The following is a 20,346-nucleotide window of genomic DNA, read 5'->3' as shown; positions in this document are numbered from 1 at the left end:
ATGAAAAAACTGCTGTTGACCGCCGCACTGCTCACACCGCTCGCCGCCGTCGCTGACGACGCATACGTCTACCCGTTCGCCGGCATGAAGGTCGGCGCGACCGTCGACAACCAGGTCCCAACGATCCTCTACACCACACAGAAGTGCGACCTGCCGCTCGCGAACGCGAACAACATGCGACGCTACGAGTCCTACCGTGGCGTGTGGGACATCGGCTGCTGGGGCGAGACGATCGACGGCGACGCGGTGATCGTCGTGCCGAAGATGCCGACGAAGTCGGTCCCCCTCAACACGCTGGCGCGAGCCGACGTGAGTAGCTACGTGAACTGGGCGAGGATGACCATCAAGGCGCTCCCGACGTACGGCCGCTAGCCGAACCGTTTGATGACGCCGTCCGGCGGAACAGTTGCCTTGTCCCTGAACGAGTCGGGCAGCACGGTGACGTCTGCCGCGAGGCAGGTCACGCTCGTGTACCACTCTTCGCCCCGCGTATCGCCGCTTTTCTCCGCGAGCATCACGTAGTAGAAGCCGTCATCCTGCAGCTTCGCCTGCATCTCGATACGCTCGTTCTCGGCCTGCTGGCCGACGTTCAGGCTGTACTCGTACTGCTGGATGCTCGCGTTGTCGAGCCAGATCAGCCGGCCGATCTTCACGCTCGGGTTCAGCAGCATCTTCACCTCGATGCCGTTCGCCGTCTGCTGCGGCAGCCCGACCATGCCCGTCTCCGACGTGATCTTCGGGATGTCGCCTGGCATGTACGCCGTCTCCGGCACCATCACGACCTTGCCGTCCTGGATGCTCCAGACCGTCTGCGTGGTCCGTGCGGTCCATCGCATAAAGTCCCGCGCCATGCCGAACATCACCTTGCCCCGAGGCAACGAGTTCGACGGCAGTTCGGGTAAATATCCCTGCTGTACGCCGTACGGGTTCATCGCGGTGCAGGCGGCCGCTACGTGGTCGGCTGGCGTCGAGCCGGCCGCGAGCGTCGTATTCACCACCGCGAAGTTGTACGCCGAGTCGCCGTCCGCCGCCGTGATGTCGAGGAACGTATCGGTCTGACTCTCGCGACCGCGGCGCACCTGCTTGATCTGACCGTCGAAGACGATCCCGTAGTTGCCCTCGTAGCCGGCCTGCAGCACGACGCGCGTGAACTCCTTCTGCGCGCGCCGTGCCGTCGTCGCGGAGACGTTGTAGACGCGGATCCGCGCTTGGTTCGGCGTCTGCAGATCGCCGCGCTGCACGCGGAACACGATCCGCAGCTCGGACAAGTCCAGCGCTTCGCCGCTGTCGAAGCCGATGATCAGCGATACCTTGCGGCCGAACTGCTCAACGCTCATTGGTCGGTCACCCAGAAAACGTGCGATCCGATGCCGAGATCCTCGTACGTCGGAACGTCGTCCGGATCAGCGGCGCCCTGCACCCACAGCCGCCCCTCAAAGCCCAGGTGCTTGTACTGACCCAGCAGGTCGATGCCGGTCACCAGCGGGATGCCGGACACCAGCGGGTTGTCCGACGCGTCCGCGATGTCCAGCACCCATCCCGCGCCGCCGGCCTTGCGGTACTGGACCGTCAGGCGATAGTCGGTCCCGCTCAGCGTCACGGTGAAACGTTCGGGCCGCGGCGAAAACGGGATCTCGAAGAAGCTCGGCATCACATACTCCCTGGCGCCACTGCGCCGCCTGGCGCCGGCGTCGCCGGCGTCGCGGCCTTCGTGCCGCCGTTGCCAGTCTCGGCAGTCGACGCGGGGTCGGCCTGGTTCTCGCGCGGCGGCAGCTTCGTCACCTGCGTCGACACGATGCGGATCTGTTTGAGCGTCGCCGTCAGGATCAGCGCGCTCGACGTTTTCGCATCCACCGTGAGCCGCAGGCCCTGCAGAAGCATGTTCTGGTAGGTGCGGCGGCTCGTCGTGACGTCGAACGGCGTGCGCGCCTGCTGCAGCGCCAGCAGCTGCGAGTAGATCGCGTTGACGTACTGCGCCGACGGCAAGCCGCCGCCGTCGAACGTCGCCTCCGCCGCGCCGAGCAGCGCTTCGTAGTCAGCGTTGCTCCAGCCGCACCGCATCGATAGATCCGGCTGGCGCTTGAACGCGTGATCGGTGATCTGCGCCCCTTGCTCGACCGGATGCTCCGTGATCGTCAGCTCGTCGTTGTAGACCTCTTCGATCGCGACCTGCACCGTGATGCTGCCGATCTTCTTCGGCGAGATCATGATCATGTCGAGGATCACGCTATCACCCCCTGTAGATTGCGCACCATGTCGGCGTTCACCGCGCGCTGCTCGCGCTCCACCGCGCGACCGGCCGCGGCGGCATCGCCGGAGCCGCTCACGTGGATCTGCGTCGACTGGTGCAGCTCTACCTTCGCTGCGCCGCGTGCCGTCGACTGCGCCGTCAGTGCGGCCGCTGGCTGGTACGTCGCGCGCGTGTTGCGCAGCGCGGCTTCCATCTCAGCCGCCGTGATGCTCGCACGGTTGTTGCCCTTGCCGGCGTAGTAGCTGCGGCCGGTGTCGGGGTCTGCGACGCTCGCCCACTCGCGCGACGCCGCGCGCAGCGCGCCGCGCAAATCGTCGCTACGCCCTTCGACGTAGTCGGCAATCGCACGCCGCTTGTTGCGCACGAGGTACTGCTCAAAGATGCGGTCCTGGAGCTTCCGGTCGAACATCTCATCGCCGTTGAGCTTCAGCGACCGCGCCGCCTCGGCGAGCGTGCTGCCGATGATCTGGTAGCGGCCGGCCGCATTGAATTGGCCGGCCCGCTGCGCCGCCATGACCTGCCCGAGCGTCATGCCTTCGAGGTTCTCCGTGCCGGCGCGGTAGCCGCCGCGCGCGCCGCGGTTGACGCTGTTGTAGTCGCCCTCGCCGCGCGCGATCAGCTGACCGAACGCCGTGTCAGCGAGGCGCGACATCGCGCCAGCCAGACCAACAGGCGCGGCGGGAACTGCGGTCGCCGGCGCAGCGGCAGCACCGCGCGGCAGCGTCAGCTTCGCGCCGCCGCCGTCCTTCACGCTGTCGATCTCAGCCTGTGTGTAACCGCCCGTCGCGTCGAGGCCGCGCCGATCCTTCCCGGTCACCACGTCCCAGATCGAGCGGAATCGGCCACCGGAAGCCTTCGAAATCCATCCATCGACCGAGTCGCGCAGCGCATCGCCGATCTTCCAGCCTGCGAACGCAGCGCCGGCGATCGCAGACAAACGTCCCAACAGCGTGATCAATCCGCCCACATTGCCGATCAATCCGGAGATGACGCTGGCCGTGCCGGTGCCTGCCGCCCCCATCACGCGGAGCGCAGCAGCGGCCTTCCAGATGCCCCGCGCAATGCGGAACACCCCAAGCGCCTTCAGCGCGACGCCGAGCAAGAGGATCTTCGTCGACCAACCGTTCGTCGAGTGGTCGAGCTCGATGAACAGGTCGACCAGCTTTCCTAGTGGCGGCCCGACCGCTTCTGCCACCTTCAGAACGACGCTCGCGATGTCCGCGATTCGGTTCGCGACCTCGTCGCCGTGCTCGTCCATCCAGTGCTGGAACCGATCGAGGCTCGGACCAACCTTCCCCAGCATCGCACCCTCGACGCGAATACCGAGATTCTCGAACGTCGTGCCGAGCCCGCGCAGCTGCGTCATGAACTTGTGCGAGTCGTCCGCGGCCTTGTCGAGGCCCGTCGTCTGCGACATCTCGCGGTACTGCTTCATCAGGCGTTCGAAGTCCCCGTTGCGCATCGCGAGCATCAGGTTCTCGTCGATGCCGAGGATGTTGCCGTACTGGCTCGACAGCCACGTCGGCTTGCTTGCCATGGCCTTGCCGAGGTCGGACATGATGTCGACCGTGTCGCGCAGCTCGCCGTTCGCGTTGCGCGTCTGCACACCGAGCGTCGCGAGGTAGCCCTCGCCCGCCGGATTATTGCGCAGGAAGCGCGCGAGGTTCTCGATGGTGCCGGTGGCCGCCTCGGCCGAGACGCCCATGTTCCGCGCGGCGAATTCGAAGCCGCGCAGGTTCGCCGCCGAAGCGCCGGTGCGTTGCGACACGAAATACAGGCGTTCGAGCTTCGACGCGAACGCCGCGACGCCCGCGCTCACCGTGAGGGCGGCGCCGGACACCGTCGCGATCAGCTGCTTGACGCCCTTCGTCGTGCCTTCGACGCCTTCCTTGAAGTTCTTCAGGCCCTTCTCGTCGACCTTGAACCCGAGCGCGACCAGGAACTCGCGGATGACGACCGAATCAGCCATTTTCTCTTTCCATCTTGCGGCGGAACGCCGCGTCGTTGTCTGCCCGGACAGCAAGGGAATCGTTCATCAACGCAACGTCGGCAAGGCCGAGCGTCCCGTCGATCAGCGACTCGTACCGACACATCTGCGCGTGCACGGGCGCGAGCAGCCAGTCCTCGCCGCCGGGCAGCGTGCGGATCCAGCCTACGTCGCCACCGGGCTGCTCGTTTGGCTGGTAAGCAGCCCGCTGATAAAAGGGCCGAGATTCGCAACCACGACGCGCACGACGAGCGGCAGCATCACATCGATGCCGATGTCGTCGAACATCGCCGTCTTGTGAGCGGTGTTCCAGACCTTCGCCCAGCTGGCCCCCTGCCAGCGCTCGACGACGGACAGGCACGTGCCGAAGACATATTCCGCGTCCTCGTCTTTGAGGCCCGCCAGCGCGTCAGCGAACGGTTGCAGCACGGGCGCAATCGCGTCGACCATCGACAGCAGCTCGCGCGACTTGTCGGCCGCCGGCGCGTCCGCGGCCTCGCTCGGCGCCTTGCGTTCGGCGAGCACTGCGAGCGCGGCGTTCGCGCGCGCCTGCTCGCGAGCAACGTCTGCCTGCTCGAGCTCCGCGTAGAACTTCATCAGCACCGGGATCATCGGCGGGATGATTGGGGCGATACGCCGCGACACGTGGAACTGCTGCATCGCGCTCAGCTTGCCGATCGCGTACCGCACGCCGTTCAATTTGACTTCGGTCGTCATGCTCAGTACGTCCCGAGGATGTTATCGATCTTGATCGCGTCGAAGACCCATTCGACGATGTCACCGTCCTTCGCGTACTTCAGGTCGGGCGCCTTCTTGAACGCGCAGCTACGCGCAGTCGTCACGTCGCCGGCGGCCGTCTGTCGAACCTCGATCAGGTTCTTGCCCCACAGCCGACTGTCGAGCGACTGTGCGTCGTACAGCGCCATCAGCTTCGCGTTGATCGGCGCGGTCTTGAGGTAGCGCAACGTGACCTGGCCGGACTTATCGGCATGCAGGCTGTGCATACCTTCGCCGTCCGATCCGATCGTCATCGTGTTCTTGTCGCCGGCGCGCGCGATCGTGATGCCTTCTTCCGCGGTCGCTTCACCGTAGCCAAGCGAGAACGCGCCGCCCGGGCCCACGAGCGTCGCCGCGACGTCCTGAAAGCTGTAAGTCGCCATGTTGGGATGCCCCTGTTAGCGGTTGATGTTGACGAGGATGTCGGCACCATGGATCGCACCGGCTTCCTTACCTGCGACCTGGAATACGACGGACTTCCGCGCCTCGCGGTCGGCCTGCGACTGCGTCGCTATCGCCGGCTGGTACACGTAGTAGCCCTTCGCCAGCGTGTCTCCCTGGTTCAACGCGCCGAAGCCCGCCGAATTCCAGACGCCAGGCGCGAGATACCCGTTGTTCACGCCAGCCTCACAGGCCGCCGCGATCGTTGCAGCTATCTGCGCGTTCCCGCCGTCGGTCTGCGGGATCTTCGTGGGGCTCTGGTACAGCAGGTTGTAAACGTCCGTTTCGATGCGATTGCGGAACCAAATCGCGTTGTAGACGGAATCGACATAGATACCGCTCGGCGTCACGCCGTACTGGATGATCGACGTGTCGTTGCTGTAGTTCACGAAGACGTTGCAGTTCTTCGCCTGAAGCGTGTTCGCCTGCGTGCTGGTCAGCTGTTCGGCGGCGACGCTCGGCTCCTGCTTGAACATCAGCGTAATCGTCGTGTTGTTGCCGTCGAAGTTCACCGTCAGCAGACGGCCGAGCAGCGACGACACCGCGTACGGCGTCGAGCTCGAGTACTGCAGGATCGTGTACTTCAGCTTCAGCGCCTTCAGTTGGCTCGCGATGTCGGTCGACACCGTCGAGTCGAGCACCTGCGGGTTCTGCGTCGTGATGCCGTAGATGTGGCGCTGGTCGGCCTCGATGAGGTTCGCGACTGCGATGTGCTGCGCGTCCGTGATCGACGCGTCGGCGAAGTCCAGGCCGAGGAACTGATTCGCGAAGCGGTCGAGAAACAGCGCCGCGGCGTCGACCGGTTGCTCGGGCGCAATGCCGTCCGCCGGCACGCCGGCAAGGCCGCTCGTCAGACCGAGCATCGCCGAAATGTCGGTGCCGCTGCCCGGCGCACTCGCATAGCCGACCTTCGAATTCGTGCCGATGGTACTCGACGTCACAACGAACTGTGAGCCGTTCCACACGACCGTGGCGCCGGTCAGCTTCGCATTGATCACCGTCGCGACGCCGTTCAGGTTCGTCTGTGCCGAGAAGTCGAGCGCAGTGACCGATTTCGCAGTGCCGTCGATCGTGATGCTGAACGCGCCGGTCGTAACCGCCTTCCACACCGTAATGTCCTGCTGCGCGGCCGACAGCACGCCACCGCGCAGCGAACCGGCGGTTGCCGTCTTCGCCCAGCGGCCGATCATGAGCTGCTGCGGTTGCGGCACCTGGTTGAAGTACAGCGCTGCGGCGTAGTACTCCGGCGTGTTCGTGCCGAAATCGGCCGTCACCTCGTCGATGCCACCGTACGAGCGCGCGCGCTCGTTGGTGTCGATGATGGCCGACGGGCCAAGAATCAGCCCGGTGTTCATGTTCGCGCCCTGCGCCGCCAGCGCGGCGAGGTTGATCGTCACGTTGATCAGACGCGATACCGGCAATCCGTTGGACATGCTGGTCCCCTACGAGTGGATGTTCGAAACGCCGGCCACCGGCGTCGACGAGTCGGTCGTCGTCGCCACGGTGGCCGATTTGAGGTTGAGGACCGCGTAGGTCCGGGTGATCTTGCGGCGCAGCGTCACGGTCATGTCGTAGCGCCGCACCCATTGCTGGTTGACGAGGTCCGGCGCCGCCCTAATCGCACCGACTCCGACGAACGCCATGTCGAGCAACTGGAGCTGCTCGCGGTTCTGCGGGATCGCAAGACCGTCTGCGAGCCGCTGCGCATATCCCTTCGCGAGCGGCCCGTAGAACGTGCACATCACATCGATGTCCTGGTGCCGGACGTACGTGTCGTGCCCGTCGCCGGTGCCGTCGTGCTGGATAGCGGGGCCGGCGTCCGGCTCCTGCTCCTGCAGGCCGAACGCACACCAGTTCACGGACGGCTCGGGCTGCTTCGGTACAGTCGGCTGCCAGCGCGGCCGCACGAGATCAGGCGGCAGCGCCGTGACGCCCGCGATCAAGTCATGGACGAGATCGTCGAGGGCATCGTCCTCGGCCGGCGGCGCATCGACGGCTGGCGCCAGGTATCCGCCGGTCGAGCTGTCGTTCATGGGGTCACCCTGAAAGAGGTTTCAGGTCGCACGTCGCGCAGACGAAGCCGCGGCCAAAGTGCGAGTAGTCGTTCACGTTCACCACCGTGTAGGTGCGGCCGGCCCACACGACTTCGTCGGCGTCGTGGCCGGCGCTGCCGTCCATCAGTCGGAACATCGTGTGCAGCGTGATCGAACCGATGATTCGGCTCCCGTCCGCGTTGCGGTGCAGGATGTCGCCCTTGTCGCTGGTCACGACGGCCGAGAACGGCGTCGATGCGACTGCGTTCTGCGCCCGGCCGTGAGCGTCCACCGTCTGCGTCATGCGGTTGCAGAGCAGTCCTGTGTCCATGAAGTCGGGATCGAGCAGGACGTCGGTGACGTCGAGGAACGCCATGCGGAGCTCCAATGAAAAAGGCCGCACATGGCGGCCCTCGGGTCATGGGGACTGAAAACTACTTCTTGCGGCGCACGACGTACGTCGTCGCGTTCCGATACTGGCCGGTGTCGACCAGCGTGTTCTCCCGCGTGACGCCGCGGCGCCGGCGCGCGGCCAGCGTCGAGTCGGCGAGTTTGGGAGCAATGTTGCTGTTGATCTTCGCGCGCACGGAGTTCACCGCAACGTGACCAGCGTGATTGAGGCTGCGGTCGACCTTCTCGAGGTCGCCGTCGAGCGCCGCTTCAACGCCCTTCTGCAGGTGCGGCTCGAACTTCGGCCGCGCGTCCTGCACGCCCGGCACCAGGTGCGGGCGGGCCGGGATGTTGTTGGCCGGCGAACCGTTCTCGAGGATGTAGCCGATCTCGGCGTTGCTGAGCGGCTCGCCTTCGTCCTTGCGGCCGGCAGTGCTGTCGGGCACGCCGACCAGCACTTCCTTCTGCACGAGTCCGCTGATCGACTTCAGCACCTCGTCGAGGCGATCGATTTTCATGCCGTCCATGGGGTCTCCCGATGGACAGCGGCGGCGTTACAGCTGCATGCCGCCCGCGCCCATCATCATTGCGAGGCTGAGATAGCGGACGCCGTACATCGTGGCGTTCCAGAAGCCGCCGTCCTTGATGGCGACGGCCGCGGTGTCGTAGCTCGCGCTCACCTTGTCGACGGCCTTCGACGACTGCGGCCCGGACACCTGGCCGGGCACGCCACCGACGGCGGCCATCTTCTGGTCTTTCACGGCGAGCGCGAGGTGATGCGCGGTGACGAGTGCGATACCCAGCTCAGTCAGATCGCCCCATCGCTCCGCGTTGACGAGCGACACCGCGACGGTCACCCAGAACTGGATGAGCGAGTCGGAGTACGTCGTCGTGTCGTCAAACTCAGGGAACGACTGTCTGAACTGGGAAACGTCCACGGGTCACCTTACTTGTTGCCGGCCTTGGCAGCCGTCTTTGCCGGCGCCGCGTCGGGCACGGCATCCTTCGCAGGGTCGGCCTGCGGCGGATCCGCGTCGGCCGCCTTCGCCGGCGCGGCCGCGACGCCGTCCGGCAGCGGGCCGGTGTGCGCCTGCGTGTACCAGTGGTCGGCGATGTAATCCTCGACCTCTTGCACACCAGCGACGATGCGGCGCTCGATCGACTCGCCCTCGTGGACGAGCCGCACGGTGAATGCCTTCAGCACGTTGATGAGCTGCATGTTACACCCCGTCCCGGTAGGCGATCGTTTCCGGATAGACGACTTCGACCACGCCGAGGCGGCCGAAATACGTCACCAGCTGGCGCAGGTCGCGGTACTCGAGCGGCGTGCGCTGCAGCGGCACCAGCGGGAAGCGCACACGGCCCTTGTCCTTCGTGTACGCGACCATCCGGTTCTTGCCCGCAGCACCGCGGCCGGTGAGCCACTTCGACGGGTAGATCTCGAGCGGCCGGCCGTTGAGCTGGTTCGACAGGCTGTTTTCCTGCAGATAGCGCAACACGCTGATGTTGCCGGCGTCGCTGACCTTGCGCGATACGACCCGGGAGAAGTTCAACGGATCGAGGAGCGCGCGACCCGGGCATACTGCGTAGCCGGACGCCGCCCAAGCGCTGTTGAGCATCTCATTCACGTCGTCGAGCATCTGGTCCGGCGTCGCCGTCGCCCAGTTGCCGGTTTGTGCGTTCGAAACGTTCTCGACCGCCGTGCTGTTCACGAGGCCCGTCACGCCGATCACGGTGTCGCCGATGTAGACCTGCTCGTCGACGTCCATGTTGTGCTTCAGCTGCATGCCCTCGAACTTCTGCTGGTCGACCGGGCGGCCGAGCCTCTGCGCGGATTCGAGTTCCGGGATCGTCCAGCCGATCTGCATGCCCCACAGCGTCAGCGGGTTGGGCGTCTTGCCGATATCCAGACCGAGGCTTGCGATCGCGTTCGTGTCTTTGCCAACCCACGACTTGCCCGCGGGCGACGCGCCGCCGGCAGCGGCGAACGCCGAGTTCGTGAACGAGGACACTTCGTCGGCGATCGACACGTCCTCGCGGAGGTCGATGTCACGCGACCACGTGACGGACGCGAGCGGCATGTGCAGCGTCTGGTCGAGGCGTTCCAGCTCGCCGACCAGGAACGCGCCGGCGCTGTCGATCGTGCGCGCGTCGAACGTCATCATGCTGTCGCGCGTACGCGCGCGGATGATCGCCGGGGCGCCGGCGATTGCGATGCCCGCCGCGCGGGCGAGCAGCGACTTGTTGTGAGTCGTCATGTCGGCTCCCTTAGATGTTGTAGGCGATTTCGACGTTGCCGTCGGCGTCAGCGCCGGCCATGAACGCCGCGCCGGTGATGGCGATCGTGTTCGTGCCGTCGGCCGCCGCCTCGATGCCGCCGATCGGCTTGCCGGCCGCCGCCGCAGCGACGCGCACGTACACCTGACCGTCGAGCGCTGCGACACCGGCGTTCAGCTTCACCGTCTGGTAGCCGCGGCGCAGCACGTCCGCGATGCCTTTCGTCGGCGGCGTCGACGTGCCGAGCGGATCCTGCGAGCTCTGCGTGGGGTACGCACGAACCAGCAGACCGTAGACCGCCGTGGCGACGTCGCCGGCGCCGATCGGCACGAACTTGCCGTTCGCGATCTTCCCGAACAGGCCGTACGCCGGGAACGGCGCGGTCGGATCGAGGGGAACCGGCTCGATCGTCGACTGCGACGGCCGGGTCACGTCGCCGGGAATGCCCGACGGCATGCGATACAGAATTGCGTTGCCCATGAGGCATTCTCCTTACTGGTTGGACTGGCCCGCCCAGAACTTGCGGTTCTGTTCGTTGATGTCGGCGATGGTTTTCACCTTGCCGAAATCGCGCGTGCTGACCTTGCCGCTCGAAGAGCCGGCGTTGTTCTTCGCGCGCATCAGCTCGGCGGCGCCGGTGAAGATTGCGTCGACCACCGGCGCGGGCATGGTGTCGAAGTCCGGCGCGCGGCGGCCGAGGAACGGCGCGATCGCGGCGCGGCCGGCGTCGGTTTCGTACGCCTGGTCGAGCGCGCGGCGCTGGCACTTGCAGAGCGCGGCCGCACGGTCCTTCGTCTTCAGGCCGTCGAGCGTCGGCAGCTTCACGCCGGGCGCGAGGATCTCGGCGCGCGCGGCGATGAGGCGCGCGGAGTCGCCGGTGTACAGCTCGACGCCTTCCTCGCTGACGCGGCGCGACGGCTCGGCCTCGATGACCGTGTCGGTCGTCTCGTCCGTTTCGTCGTCCTCCTCGTCGTCGTCCTCGGTTTCGCGTTCGCGCTCGGCGTCGCGCGCTTCGATGCGCGCCATGCGGCGGTCGAGCGAGCGCAGCGTCTGCAAGATCGCTGCCGTGTCGCCGGTGCGCCCTTCGCGCTCGCCGGCTTCTCGCCGCTCGCGCTCTTCCTCGGACTCTTCGTCCATGGCTTCCTGCCCTTCCTTGAGCGCTTCCTCGACGCCGGCTTCGTCCTTGGCCTTCATGGACTTCATCAGGCGATCGAGCCACGCCGGCCGGCGCTGGGGCTTGCTGTCTTTCGTCTTCATCTCGGGTTCCTTATCGCCGATCGCGCAGCGCGGGCCGCAGCGGCCGCGAGGGACGATGGCTACGTGGTTGACAACGATGTTCCGCTGTACCCCGCGGCCGGGTGATACCTGTTCGTAGTCCGCCTCGTAGCCGAGGCTGACCTCTTCGATTTCTTCTTCCTGCACCGCGGTGATGGCGGACGGATCCTTGATGAGGATGTCCGCGAGCAGCAGGTCGTCCTCGATGCCGCTCCCACGACGCGGGTTGAGCATCACGCCGCGCGTGAGCGTCGCGTAGTTCGCCGGGGCGACGAAGTCGTCGGGATGGTCGAGCGTGACGTCCTTGCCCTGGCAGCTCGCCATCGTCGCGTCGCGGAACACTTCCTCCGGCGTGCGGCTGATGCGAATCAACCCGTCCGGGCCGGCCTCGATCGGCACCTCGCCGGCCGCGTACAGCATCTCGCCGGTGCGCGCGACGGGTACGTCCTCGCACAGCAGGAAGCCCTCGGGCGTGAGCGAACGCTTCGGCCCGAGCTTCTGGATCGTGTAGAAGCGCATGTCAGTCCTCGGAAATGATCGGTTCCGCCCAACACCGGCAGTTCCAGATCTGTCCGGGGTGGAAGTTCATGATTCGGCCGTTCTCGACGACATCGGGCGGCTCGGCCCACGCGCAGACCTTGCCCTCCATCGCACGATGGCCGGCGCGCACGTCGCTATCGCCGCTGGTGCGCCAGATGTAGTGCGTGCTGCCGACGGCGCGCGCGCGGGCTTCGGTCAGCGATGTCGCCGCGCGCGAAACCTCCGTGCGCGCGATCAGGTCGGCGCGGCTCTTCGCCACCTCGCCGGATCGCTGAATCTCTTTCGAGATAGCCGCCGCTCGCGTGCTGTCTTCGAGCGCCTCGATCGTGAGCCGGTGGACGCGCTCGGCGGCATCGAGCGGGATCGACTTGATCAACGTCACCTGCTCGGCCATCAGCGCGCGCATCGTCTCGCCGGTCGGCGCGCGCCGCAGCTCGTCGCGCAGCGCGCGCGACATCTCCTGCGCCTGCTGCATCCAAGCCTGCTCGTCGCGCCGATTCAGGTCTTCCAGCATCCGCGCAGCGGTCGCCTCGGCCCACGGTGTGAGTGCCTCGGCATAGCGCCTAAGCATCTGCTCGATCGTCGGCGCCGCGGCGGGATCGCCAGGCGGAAAGCCATCGACCAACGCGCCCACCTGCTGCGCGATCTTGCGCAGCTGCGTTCCGTACCGGCGCTCCGGCCCGCTCAGGCGCACCGGGTTTCGGCGGCGTTTGCGGTCCGTCGTTCGGGTCGTCAACATCGAGGGGAAGCTCCGTTTCGGATGCGGGCGGCGGCTGGTCCTCCGCTTCCTTGATCTCTTCGTCGGTGATCGACGAGAACACGCCGGTGCGGTGCGCCGACGCGCGCAGCTCCTTCATGCCGCCCGCCGGCGTCATCAGTCCCGCGTCCACTGCCTTCGTCACCGCGTCGGTGATCGTGTTGGCCGTCGTCGCCTTCTGCTCGTCGGTCATCTGCCAGAGCGCGCGGAAGTCGTACGAGAAGCCCTCGGGCGGCTTCGTGCCGAGCACCGAGCGGAACATCACCTCGAACAGCTGGTTCAGCGCGCGGCGCAGCCGGCGCTCCTGCTGCTGCTTGATGTTGTCGTAGTAGGTGCGCAGGTCCGACTCGCCGGTCGCGTTCAGGCCGGCCGGCGATTGGCCGAGCAGGCGCACGAGCGGGATCTGCAGCGCGCCGGCGAGCTGCTGAGCGAACTGCAGCAGCACTGCATCGAGCCCGGTGAACGCGTACTGGTCGACCTGCAGATCGTCCGCCGCATCGATCAGCGACAGTCCCTCGTTGGACTGGAAGCGCCGGATGAAGTCGACGTTCTTGAGCAGCGCTTCAAGCGCGGGGCCGCCGGCCGCGATGATCTTGCGCAGACCATCAACCTTCAGCGTGCGCAGGTGCGCCTTGAATACGAGCTGCGCCCCGCCCATTGTGGTGCTGTCGAACGCCACAAGACGGTCGATCAACCGCTCGATGACCGACTGGCCCCACAGGTTCTCGGCGATCTTCTGCCAGTACGGCAGCGTGACGCCGTCGAAGCGCAGCACGCGGCTGTAGTGGATCCGCTGGCGCGGCAGCGCCATCGAGTCCGCGACGACGTCGTAGAACTTCGGCATGCCGAGGTCTGGGCCCGGCTCGGTCACCAGGTCGTTCAGCGTCGGCTGCACCAGCCAGCGATCGAGCACGCAGAGGCCCTTGAACTGCCCTTCGGCGATCGTGTCGAGGCGCAGCGGCTTCGACGCGTCCTGCCCGTCGATCATCATGACGGCCAGCGCGCCGCCGTACAGACGAGCCCACTTGATCGTGTCGCAGAGGCTGTCCCATACCGCAAGGTTCTCGAACTCCTGATTCAGCTTGTCCTTATCCTCGGGCGCGATGTCGGAGCCGATCTCGACGCCCATGCGGGTCATGTCCTCGGCAACGACGTCGACGGCTTGACCGACGATCCACGACGACCGGTACATCGCCTCCATCTGCACGCGGTTGCGCGAGATGAAGTCGAATCCGTACTGGTAGGCGGACGACTGGTTCGGCGTGCCGAGCCCGACCCGCGCTTCGAAGTTCTGGAAGCTGTCCGGCGTCATCCAGCGCTTCGCGTTGGCGGAATCCGCAGCCATCGCGCGGTATTGCCGCTGCTCGGCCTTGCGTTGCTTTCGATTCATCCTGCCAACCTTGTCCAGATGTCCAGAACCTGCCCGGCCGGCTGATACGCGATCATGACCGCGTCAGCCAGGTTCGGCGATTTCGTGCCGTCAGGCGCCTTGTCGATGACGATCTTCCCGACGCCGTTGACCGTGTAGGTCGGCTGCGCAAGCTCCATCGTCAGCGCGGACAGCTCGTCCAGCGCCGGGTCGATGGAAATGATGTCGTCGGGGTTGTACGGCTTGCCCTCAACGACCGCGCGGTACGTCGCCTGGAAGCGCAGCCGCAGCGCCCACCAGGATTGCGCCTTGAGGTTGGCGAAGTAGTCCTTGTTCTTGCGCTCCGGCACCATCTCGCCTTCCGGGTCGTGCACCGGGCCCGAGCCGCGAAACGGCTCGTCGTTGATCGGCCGTTTGCCGATCGCGACGCGCTGCTCGTTGATCACACGCGCGTCGCCGCGCACGCCGGCGCCGAGGCCGTCGGCGTCGTAGTCGAACGACTCGTAACCGAGCTCGTCGCAGATGCCGAACGTCTTCTCGACCGTCTCGTAGATGTCGCCGCCTTGGCCCGACCACGAACGCAGGAAGTTCAGCAGGAAGCCGTAGCGGCCCGCGAACGCGTTCTTGTCCTTGCCTTCGTCGGCGACGTCTAGCCCCCCGCGCCGCATGCCGCTCGGCTCGATGCCGAGCTTCACGTGCGCGCCGATCGCCGCCTGCACCCATGCGGACGGGATAACGACGCCCTCGACGGACGCCGCGTAATTGATGTCGATTTCCTGCGCGACGACGACCGGGTCAAGCTCGGCGCACTGCTTCGCGTACCACGTGTCGTCCTTACGCGGATCATCGCGCCAGTGGAACGTGAAGACCCGTACCTTGCCGCTGTGGCGGCGCTGCGCGAACGAGTTCCCCATGCCGTTCGGCGTGGAGATGTCCTGCCGGCAGTTCGTCGTCGCCGACAGCGACGCGTCGACCAGCTGCGGCCGCTCGAGGAACGCCGACTCGTCAACGATGTAGAAGCTGGCGCGGTCGCCACGGCCGATACCGTCGCCCGACTCGCCGGTGATCACCGATCCGGTGTCCGGGAAGATGATGCGCATATGCGGCGCGTGCGTGCCGATGTCCCACGATCCGCGGAACTCAGCGGGCAGCAGCCGGAGGAACTCGCGCGCCTTCCAGAACAGGCTCTTCGGCGAGCCGATCTTGTCGACGTACTCTTCCTTGCGCGAGCCGAAGCCGGCCGCGACGCCCTCGTGGAACAGGCAGATCGTGTCCGCCAGCCCCACCGTCAGCCACGACATACCCATGTCGCGCGTTTTCTCGGTGATGCCGGGCTGCTGCGCCTTCCAGCGCTCCATGAACCACTGGCACCACTCCTCCTGTTTCGGGAACAGCAGGAATGGGATCGTCGCGGGCAGCCCACGCTCGACGTTCCGCGGATCGAACGTCATACCCCAGTCGATGATGAACTGGGCGGGATTGTCGCGGTAGAACGTGCGCAGTGCTGGCAGCACGCCGGGGTTCGCGCGGATGCGTTTCAGCCGCTCCGCCCGCCATTCGAACACCTGCACATAGTCCGGTGCGCGGAAGTCGAACGGGAACGGGATGGGCATGCTACGGGTTCATCAGCGTGGCGTAGATCTTCGCCGCCTCCTGTGGGTCGTTCGTCACAGTGGAGATCGCGGTGATCGGGCCGCCCCCTTTGCCCGTGTGCTCGAGCCGGTGACGGTTCGTGAACGCGTCGCCGGCCTCCTTCGCGGCTTGCTCGAGCAGGGCCGCCATCAGGGGCAGGTTGCCGCGTTCTTCGGCCTTGTCGACCGCGCTCGCGAGCTTGCGCAGGCGCACCGCGCGATGGGCGATACCGATGCGCGACGTGTCGGACAGAAACTCTTCGCGCGTGCGCTCGAAGATCTCGCGGTACTTTTTGCTCAGCGTCGAGCCGGCACGCTTCGTCGGATCGTACCGCTCGCACTGCTGCGGCGACACCTCGACGCCGAATTCCTCGCGCACGGCCTTCGCGACGCGTGAGATCGTGTCGAAGCACGCGAGAGACTGGACGATGTACACCTTGATCGCGTCGGGAAGTGCTGCCATAGCGGGAATACGTTCGGTTACGCGGCCCGCAGGATGCAGGTGCCGCAGGCGCGCGCGATGTCGGCGTGGCCGACCTCGGGCGCGCGGCGGGCAGCATCGATCAGCTTCGCGGTGTCGCCGGCGCCACCGCCTGCGCCGTAGCGGCGGACGATGCCGACGAATTCCTCGACGTCGTGCCCACGGATGCCGAGCTTCGGCATGCCGTCCTTCGTGAAAGCCGGCGCTCCGAACTCGTCAGTGCGCTGGCCAATGTGATACAGCTCATGCTCGACCAGCGCGCACCATTCGAGATCGCTGCACTCGCGCGCGTAGTGCGCGTCGAGCGTGATCAGGAACGCCGGCACGCGGCCGAACCATTCGCAGAGCTGCTGCTCCTGCCTGGCGCGCTGCCAGCCGCCGGCGCGGATCATCACCTCTTCGCACTGGCCGACAACACGCCGCATCTGGCGCACGTTCTCGACGGCCGCCCAAAGGTAGGCGACGTCGGCGTCGACCAGGTGCGCGTGGTCCTCGTTGTGCAGCGGCGCGCCCTCGCGCAGGAACGTGTGGTGCACCCATTCGTTCACGCCGTCGGCCGGCGCGAGGTAGCGGAACCAGTTCGAGCCGTCGAAGAGCGCGTCGGGCGGCGCAGGACGCGACGAGTGGGTCATGGGCGCGGTACTGGTTAGTTTTGAACGAGGCATGCACTTCGAGACTGCTCGGTCGGACCAGGCAGCCGGCGTAGAATCAGTGAGCCGGAATCCGCCGGCTAACAAGACCACTACGGGAAATCATGTCGAATCTAAATCCAACCGACGCTCGGGAACGTGCAATCGCACTCGTGAACGAAGCTCTTAAAGCCGGCGTTGCAGAACCAACGCAAGGCTGGACCGGCAACCCAGCGATGTTCGGAGAAAAGTTGGGGGCATTTATCGGTGCGGCAGTCGAGAGCCTAACGAAAAAGCTTCAGACCATCTAACGAAAAGGCTCGCTGGGTTTCGCTCAGCGGGTCTACTTCCCGCCCACTATGAACGAACTCCAAGTCAAATTGATGCGCCGCACCGCATTGGCGCGCCGCAAGGACGCTCAAACGCTACGAGACGCAGACCCGTTAGGTGACAGGTCTGACACCGAGTACATGCTCGATCTGCTCGCACTCGAACTGCTGATCAAGTGCTTGCTCAACGCCCATGATCTGAAATACACGCTTACGCAAGGACACAATTACGAGGAGTTGTTCAACCTCTTTCCGAATGAGCTGCGGACGGAAATTCTCGAAAAAGCGATCGAGATCACCGGGCCATCACAGCTGACCGAAGATTCTGCACTGCTGCTCAGAAAGCTTGGTCGACAGTTCATCGATCTACGATACCCACACGAATGCTACCGAGATCTGTCAACCGAGGCGGAATACGTCGAAATCGGCGAGGCATGGGACGAGGAAGGAGCCGATCCGACAATGGCACGGGTGTGGTATCACCCGGAAGAACTTCGAGCGCTCCTGATTGCCCTCGAACAAATTACCGCGCAATACGATGCCTAGACGCGAGAAAGCCCGCTGGCTTTCGCTCAGCGGGCTTCACATATCTTGGTGGGTCGTCTGGGAATCGAACCCAGTTCGCCGTTAGGCTACGGGTGTATCAAACCCGCCGGTACACCCTCGTACCACCCGACCCATCGCGTTCCAACAGAAAGCCCAATGTCGCGGGCATCGGTACTCGCACGCCTGCCTCCCAACCGGGAAGCAAAAGCTCACGCGCGAGGCGGAATCAGTAATCTGCCGAGGATCATAGAACAGATTCAGGCGGTTTACAACCGGTCGCCGCAATTTTTCTGATGACCGAGTCCGCGGTGAGCTTCACGATGCTCTGCGAGATCCCGCGGTGCGCGTCGGCGAGCACGAGCTCGAAGCGCCGACCGCGCAGCACCGCACCGTGCACCTTCCGCATGCGCGTCTGCACCTGGTCGGGCGCCATGCGCCAGACGTACGTGTACTTCAGCACCCACTTCGCCACGTGGTTCGGCATCGCCGACCACGCCGCCTCGACGAGCCAGCCGTCCTTCTGCTCGGGCGGGATCTTCATCTCGGCCACCGCCTTGTCGCGCAGCGCGACGTGCAGGCGCGCCCACTGCGCGCAGACCTCCGGCTTGAACCGCGGCGAGCGCACCGTCGCCCCCCAGTTGTCGAGCCGCTCTTCGATGCTTTCGAATCCGCTCATCGAGCACCCCGCGTCGTCATGGCGAGCGCCTGCACGCTGCGCAGCCAGCAGGCATATCCGTTGAGGTGGCTCGTGAAGTCCGGGCGGACGCGCGCGTCCACATAGCCGCTTCCGCCGCACGTGCCAGCCAGCGAGAACATCTGGCCGCGCCGCTCGCCGCGCTTGATGTCGACGCGCGTCGCCGCGCGGTCGCTTGAGAGCAGATGCCGCACGGTCGACAACGGTGCGCCAGAGCTGCGCGCGAGATCGTGCGCCGTGTAACGCTGCCCGGGCTTCATGACCGAGAGCACCGTGTCGAGGGTGATTTTCGTGGGTTTCGTTTTCAAAGGGCCCTCCCTATGCTCGCTGCAGGTTCAGTTCGATTGCTTCGATGCGCACGCCCGGCGTGGTCGCGTAGCGCTTCGACACCCAGAGGTCGACGACCTGGCCGTCGTCCCCGTACACCACGCCGTTCATGCCGTCCTTCAACGCCTTGACAACGTTGTCCGCGTCCGGCTTCTTCGTCGCGCCGATCGCTCCGGCTGCGGCCTCGCGTTGACGCCGCTGCGACCAGCTCGTCGGGATCGGCACGCCGATGTCGACGATCAAACGCACCGGGCCGGCGTACGGCTCGTCGTCGCGCATCACCGCGCGCGCGGCCATCTTCACGAGGTTCTCGTAGCGCTCGGTGGCCTCGGGCGTGAACGTGCGGACATGCGCGCCGTGGCGCGCGAAACGCGGCCGGCCTTTCGCCACCGGTTTGCCAGGCACGACGAACACGACGCGGCGCGCGATGACCGGCGCGGCGATCAGGGACTGTTGCTCGTGGCTCATCGGCCGCTCTCCAGGATGGCGCCGGCCGCCACGGGGCCGGCGGTGTTGCGGAATGCGCGGTTGTGGTCGTCCCACCACGGGCCGTCGCCGGCCGCGTTGAACACGCGCAGCTTGAAATCGAACGGCTGCTCGTCGGTCCCCTGCTCCGTCCCGAGCGTTCGCCCGTGCTCGACGATGCCGGTCCACGAGCGCCACCAGTCGCCGACGGCGCGTGTCCCGGTCGCGGGCTTCGCGGTGCGCGCGGACAGCAGGTCGCCGAGGATCAGGTCGAGCAGCCCGACGTTGAGCGGTTGCCCGCTGCCCTCGCGCTCACGGCGTTTGCGGCCCGTGGCGACGGCAGCACGCAGGTCGTCCGGCGTGACGCCGCGCGTCGGCCAGCCGAGCACTCGTTCGTCGTTCGCAGCAAAGCCGACGCCGCTCGAGCGGAGGATCTCGACGAAGGCGGCGGCGGCGTTCGGCGGGTCGCCCGCTACTGCCTGTGCTGTGCCGCCGCCGCTTGTCTTTAGGTTTACTTCTCCCTCTCCCTGTCCCTTGGATGCTGTTTCCCGAGGGACAGTTGGGGGGACACCACCTGTTTGTCCCGAGGGACGTTGTCCTGTTGTCCCCGGGGACACTTTGCGTTTGTCCCTCGGGACAGGATCGCGATAGTCCGGGGACAAAAATTCCTCGAACGTGGGGAACTCGATGTCTGTCCCGTGGCGCTGGTTGTGCTTCTTGATGCGCGCGCACTCGGTCTTGTAGCGCTGCTCGTGCTTCGCGGCCCACGCGTCGCGCGCCTTCTCCGCGACGACGGGGTGATACAGCCGGCCGTCGGAGCACTTCACCCAGCCGCGCAGCGCGCCGTCGCGGACCTTCTTCCATTCGGTGACAACACGGCCGTACCCGGCCAGCTGCGCGAGCACGCGATCGTCATCGGGAAGCGACGCGGCCGGCACCTGATGCCACGCCGCGCACCAGAGCAGCACCGCGGCGCGAAATTCGTCGGCCGTCGACAGTGCAGCGATGTCGCTGTCGCGCAGGCGCACGACATCGAGCGGCATGAACGGGAAGTCGCGCAGATCGCAGTCCGCGGCGGTGAGAGGATTCGGGAGCTTGCTCATGACGCTCTCCGCGACCGTGATACGATTTCCGGACAACAATTCAC

The 20,346-nt window shown here is 66.0% G+C and carries 27 protein-coding genes and 1 tRNA gene; 2 read left to right on the top strand and 26 right to left on the bottom strand.

All coding sequences use genetic code 11. The annotated features are described in order from the left end of the window. Positions 1 to 372, top strand: coding sequence for a hypothetical protein (locus WS51_RS18350; protein ID WP_236872396.1), 372 nt, complete (start codon positions 1 to 3; stop codon positions 370 to 372). Here the strand turns inward: WS51_RS18350 and WS51_RS18345 are convergent. The 21 genes from WS51_RS18345 to WS51_RS18255 all read right to left on the bottom strand — a co-directional run bounded on the left by WS51_RS18345 (position 369) and on the right by WS51_RS18255 (position 16,841). Continuing rightward, positions 369 to 1,337 carry a phage protein gene (locus tag WS51_RS18345; protein ID WP_069229589.1) on the bottom strand — a complete coding sequence of 323 codons (969 nt, stop codon included), beginning with the start codon at positions 1,335 to 1,337 and terminating at the stop codon, positions 369 to 371. The two genes, WS51_RS18350 and WS51_RS18345, sit on opposite strands and share 4 nt — an antisense overlap. Then, positions 1,334 to 1,651, bottom strand: a complete 318-nt coding sequence (locus WS51_RS18340; protein ID WP_069229588.1) for a phage baseplate plug family protein — start codon at positions 1,649 to 1,651, stop codon at positions 1,334 to 1,336. Before WS51_RS18340 ends, WS51_RS18345 begins: the two co-directional genes overlap by 4 nt. Next, positions 1,651 to 2,208 (bottom strand): phage baseplate protein, encoded by a 558-nt coding sequence (locus tag WS51_RS18335; RefSeq protein WP_335645612.1) that lies wholly within the window; start codon positions 2,206 to 2,208, stop codon positions 1,651 to 1,653. The genes WS51_RS18340 and WS51_RS18335 overlap by 1 nt, the downstream gene beginning before the upstream one ends. A gap of 14 nt (positions 2,209 to 2,222) precedes the next feature. Continuing rightward, positions 2,223 to 4,220, bottom strand: a complete 1,998-nt coding sequence (locus tag WS51_RS18330; protein ID WP_069229587.1) for a lysozyme family protein — start codon at positions 4,218 to 4,220, stop codon at positions 2,223 to 2,225. Next, positions 4,213 to 4,287, bottom strand: a complete 75-nt coding sequence (locus WS51_RS33185) for a hypothetical protein (RefSeq protein WP_418219701.1) — start codon at positions 4,285 to 4,287, stop codon at positions 4,213 to 4,215. Before WS51_RS33185 ends, WS51_RS18330 begins: the two co-directional genes overlap by 8 nt. 116 nt (positions 4,288 to 4,403) lie before the next feature. After that, positions 4,404 to 4,955: a phage tail assembly chaperone gene (locus WS51_RS18325; protein WP_069229586.1), complete on the bottom strand. Its 552-nt coding sequence runs from the start codon at positions 4,953 to 4,955 to the stop codon at positions 4,404 to 4,406. A 2-nt stretch (positions 4,956 to 4,957) separates the two neighbouring features. Further along, positions 4,958 to 5,398, bottom strand: coding sequence for a phage structural protein (locus WS51_RS18320; protein ID WP_069225602.1), 441 nt, complete (start codon positions 5,396 to 5,398; stop codon positions 4,958 to 4,960). Between the two features lie 15 nt (positions 5,399 to 5,413). After that, positions 5,414 to 6,889: a DUF3383 domain-containing protein gene (locus tag WS51_RS18315; protein WP_069229585.1), complete on the bottom strand. Its 1,476-nt coding sequence runs from the start codon at positions 6,887 to 6,889 to the stop codon at positions 5,414 to 5,416. Between the two features lie 9 nt (positions 6,890 to 6,898). Next, on the bottom strand, positions 6,899 to 7,489 hold the full coding sequence (locus WS51_RS18310; protein WP_069229584.1) for a phage neck terminator protein: 591 nt from the start codon (positions 7,487 to 7,489) through the stop codon (positions 6,899 to 6,901). Between the two features lie 4 nt (positions 7,490 to 7,493). Continuing rightward, a complete protein-coding gene (locus WS51_RS18305) occupies positions 7,494 to 7,865 on the bottom strand; it encodes a hypothetical protein (RefSeq protein WP_069229583.1) in 372 nt (123 codons plus the stop codon). Positions 7,866 to 7,923: 58 nt separating this feature from the next. Next, complete coding sequence (locus WS51_RS18300; protein ID WP_069229582.1) at positions 7,924 to 8,406, bottom strand: hypothetical protein; 483 nt, start codon at positions 8,404 to 8,406, stop codon at positions 7,924 to 7,926. A 27-nt stretch (positions 8,407 to 8,433) separates the two neighbouring features. Beyond that, positions 8,434 to 8,817 (bottom strand): DUF4054 domain-containing protein, encoded by a 384-nt coding sequence (locus WS51_RS18295; RefSeq protein WP_069229581.1) that lies wholly within the window; start codon positions 8,815 to 8,817, stop codon positions 8,434 to 8,436. An 8-nt stretch (positions 8,818 to 8,825) separates the two neighbouring features. Then, positions 8,826 to 9,098 carry an STY1053 family phage-associated protein gene (locus tag WS51_RS18290; RefSeq protein WP_069229580.1) on the bottom strand — a complete coding sequence of 91 codons (273 nt, stop codon included), beginning with the start codon at positions 9,096 to 9,098 and terminating at the stop codon, positions 8,826 to 8,828. 1 nt (position 9,099) lies between these two features. Beyond that, entirely contained in the window at positions 9,100 to 10,137 is a 1,038-nt protein-coding gene (locus WS51_RS18285) for a DUF2184 domain-containing protein (protein WP_069229579.1), read from the bottom strand. A gap of 10 nt (positions 10,138 to 10,147) precedes the next feature. Continuing rightward, positions 10,148 to 10,636 carry a structural cement protein Gp24 gene (locus WS51_RS18280; protein ID WP_069229578.1) on the bottom strand — a complete coding sequence of 163 codons (489 nt, stop codon included), beginning with the start codon at positions 10,634 to 10,636 and terminating at the stop codon, positions 10,148 to 10,150. Positions 10,637 to 10,648: 12 nt separating this feature from the next. Then, positions 10,649 to 11,950, bottom strand: coding sequence for a DUF2213 domain-containing protein (locus WS51_RS18275; RefSeq protein ID WP_069229577.1), 1,302 nt, complete (start codon positions 11,948 to 11,950; stop codon positions 10,649 to 10,651). A 1-nt stretch (position 11,951) separates the two neighbouring features. Further along, positions 11,952 to 12,596: a phage head morphogenesis protein gene (locus WS51_RS18270; RefSeq protein WP_081333609.1), complete on the bottom strand. Its 645-nt coding sequence runs from the start codon at positions 12,594 to 12,596 to the stop codon at positions 11,952 to 11,954. After that, positions 12,535 to 14,118: a DUF1073 domain-containing protein gene (locus WS51_RS31175; protein WP_081333584.1), complete on the bottom strand. Its 1,584-nt coding sequence runs from the start codon at positions 14,116 to 14,118 to the stop codon at positions 12,535 to 12,537. The genes WS51_RS18270 and WS51_RS31175 overlap by 62 nt, the downstream gene beginning before the upstream one ends. Beyond that, complete coding sequence (locus WS51_RS18265) at positions 14,115 to 15,710, bottom strand: TerL protein (protein WP_069229575.1); 1,596 nt, start codon at positions 15,708 to 15,710, stop codon at positions 14,115 to 14,117. Before WS51_RS18265 ends, WS51_RS31175 begins: the two co-directional genes overlap by 4 nt. 1 nt (position 15,711) lies before the next feature. Then, positions 15,712 to 16,191, bottom strand: coding sequence for a DUF2280 domain-containing protein (locus WS51_RS18260; RefSeq protein ID WP_060294337.1), 480 nt, complete (start codon positions 16,189 to 16,191; stop codon positions 15,712 to 15,714). Between the two features lie 17 nt (positions 16,192 to 16,208). After that, positions 16,209 to 16,841 carry a putative metallopeptidase gene (locus tag WS51_RS18255; protein ID WP_069229574.1) on the bottom strand — a complete coding sequence of 211 codons (633 nt, stop codon included), beginning with the start codon at positions 16,839 to 16,841 and terminating at the stop codon, positions 16,209 to 16,211. Positions 16,842 to 17,197: 356 nt separating this feature from the next. On the opposite strand from WS51_RS18255, the gene WS51_RS18250 reads away from it, so the two are divergent. Then, a complete protein-coding gene (locus WS51_RS18250; RefSeq protein ID WP_059594705.1) occupies positions 17,198 to 17,713 on the top strand; it encodes a hypothetical protein in 516 nt (171 codons plus the stop codon). A 46-nt stretch (positions 17,714 to 17,759) separates the two neighbouring features. Here WS51_RS18250 and WS51_RS32145 read toward each other — a convergent pair. The 5 genes from WS51_RS32145 to WS51_RS32875 form a co-directional block, all read right to left on the bottom strand. Continuing rightward, positions 17,760 to 17,846: transfer RNA gene (locus WS51_RS32145), tRNA-Ile, on the bottom strand. A 111-nt stretch (positions 17,847 to 17,957) separates the two neighbouring features. Then, positions 17,958 to 18,389: a hypothetical protein gene (locus WS51_RS18245; RefSeq protein ID WP_069229573.1), complete on the bottom strand. Its 432-nt coding sequence runs from the start codon at positions 18,387 to 18,389 to the stop codon at positions 17,958 to 17,960. Beyond that, positions 18,386 to 18,715 carry a hypothetical protein gene (locus tag WS51_RS18240; RefSeq protein ID WP_069229572.1) on the bottom strand — a complete coding sequence of 110 codons (330 nt, stop codon included), beginning with the start codon at positions 18,713 to 18,715 and terminating at the stop codon, positions 18,386 to 18,388. Before WS51_RS18240 ends, WS51_RS18245 begins: the two co-directional genes overlap by 4 nt. A gap of 10 nt (positions 18,716 to 18,725) precedes the next feature. Continuing rightward, positions 18,726 to 19,202 (bottom strand): RusA family crossover junction endodeoxyribonuclease, encoded by a 477-nt coding sequence (locus tag WS51_RS18235; protein WP_059594702.1) that lies wholly within the window; start codon positions 19,200 to 19,202, stop codon positions 18,726 to 18,728. Then, complete coding sequence (locus tag WS51_RS32875) at positions 19,199 to 20,302, bottom strand: DUF1376 domain-containing protein (protein ID WP_081333582.1); 1,104 nt, start codon at positions 20,300 to 20,302, stop codon at positions 19,199 to 19,201. The genes WS51_RS18235 and WS51_RS32875 overlap by 4 nt, the downstream gene beginning before the upstream one ends. Between the last annotated feature and the right edge of the window lie 44 nt (positions 20,303 to 20,346).

This window comes from Burkholderia territorii, assembly GCF_001718335.1.
In the GTDB taxonomy this organism is placed as follows: domain Bacteria; phylum Pseudomonadota; class Gammaproteobacteria; order Burkholderiales; family Burkholderiaceae; genus Burkholderia; species Burkholderia territorii.
Note: the sequence above shows the minus strand (reverse complement) of the source record. Positions and strands in the feature narration are given on the sequence as shown.

Bases quoted from the DNA above. Each gene is read 5' to 3' on its own strand.
- WS51_RS18350 (WP_236872396.1), top strand. From the start codon at position 1: ATGAAAAAACTGCTGTTGACCGCCGCACTGCTCACACCGCTCGCCGCC.
- WS51_RS18345 (WP_069229589.1), bottom strand. From the start codon at position 1,337: ATGAGCGTTGAGCAGTTCGGCCGCAAGGTATCGCTGATCATCGGCTTC.
- WS51_RS18340 (WP_069229588.1), bottom strand. From the start codon at position 1,651: ATGCCGAGCTTCTTCGAGATCCCGTTTTCGCCGCGGCCCGAACGTTTC.
- WS51_RS18335 (WP_335645612.1), bottom strand. From the start codon at position 2,208: ATGATCTCGCCGAAGAAGATCGGCAGCATCACGGTGCAGGTCGCGATC.
- WS51_RS18330 (WP_069229587.1), bottom strand. From the start codon at position 4,220: ATGGCTGATTCGGTCGTCATCCGCGAGTTCCTGGTCGCGCTCGGGTTC.
- WS51_RS18325 (WP_069229586.1), bottom strand. From the start codon at position 4,955: ATGACGACCGAAGTCAAATTGAACGGCGTGCGGTACGCGATCGGCAAG.
- WS51_RS18320 (WP_069225602.1), bottom strand. From the start codon at position 5,398: ATGGCGACTTACAGCTTTCAGGACGTCGCGGCGACGCTCGTGGGCCCG.
- WS51_RS18315 (WP_069229585.1), bottom strand. From the start codon at position 6,889: ATGTCCAACGGATTGCCGGTATCGCGTCTGATCAACGTGACGATCAAC.
- WS51_RS18310 (WP_069229584.1), bottom strand. From the start codon at position 7,489: ATGAACGACAGCTCGACCGGCGGATACCTGGCGCCAGCCGTCGATGCG.
- WS51_RS18305 (WP_069229583.1), bottom strand. From the start codon at position 7,865: ATGGCGTTCCTCGACGTCACCGACGTCCTGCTCGATCCCGACTTCATG.
- WS51_RS18300 (WP_069229582.1), bottom strand. From the start codon at position 8,406: ATGGACGGCATGAAAATCGATCGCCTCGACGAGGTGCTGAAGTCGATC.
- WS51_RS18290 (WP_069229580.1), bottom strand. From the start codon at position 9,098: ATGCAGCTCATCAACGTGCTGAAGGCATTCACCGTGCGGCTCGTCCAC.
- WS51_RS18285 (WP_069229579.1), bottom strand. From the start codon at position 10,137: ATGACGACTCACAACAAGTCGCTGCTCGCCCGCGCGGCGGGCATCGCA.
- WS51_RS18280 (WP_069229578.1), bottom strand. From the start codon at position 10,636: ATGGGCAACGCAATTCTGTATCGCATGCCGTCGGGCATTCCCGGCGAC.
- WS51_RS18275 (WP_069229577.1), bottom strand. From the start codon at position 11,950: ATGCGCTTCTACACGATCCAGAAGCTCGGGCCGAAGCGTTCGCTCACG.
- WS51_RS31175 (WP_081333584.1), bottom strand. From the start codon at position 14,118: ATGAATCGAAAGCAACGCAAGGCCGAGCAGCGGCAATACCGCGCGATG.
- WS51_RS18265 (WP_069229575.1), bottom strand. From the start codon at position 15,710: ATGCCCATCCCGTTCCCGTTCGACTTCCGCGCACCGGACTATGTGCAG.
- WS51_RS18260 (WP_060294337.1), bottom strand. From the start codon at position 16,191: ATGGCAGCACTTCCCGACGCGATCAAGGTGTACATCGTCCAGTCTCTC.
- WS51_RS18255 (WP_069229574.1), bottom strand. From the start codon at position 16,841: ATGACCCACTCGTCGCGTCCTGCGCCGCCCGACGCGCTCTTCGACGGC.
- WS51_RS18250 (WP_059594705.1), top strand. From the start codon at position 17,198: ATGAACGAACTCCAAGTCAAATTGATGCGCCGCACCGCATTGGCGCGC.
- WS51_RS18245 (WP_069229573.1), bottom strand. From the start codon at position 18,389: ATGAGCGGATTCGAAAGCATCGAAGAGCGGCTCGACAACTGGGGGGCG.
- WS51_RS18235 (WP_059594702.1), bottom strand. From the start codon at position 19,202: ATGAGCCACGAGCAACAGTCCCTGATCGCCGCGCCGGTCATCGCGCGC.
- WS51_RS32875 (WP_081333582.1), bottom strand. From the start codon at position 20,302: ATGAGCAAGCTCCCGAATCCTCTCACCGCCGCGGACTGCGATCTGCGC.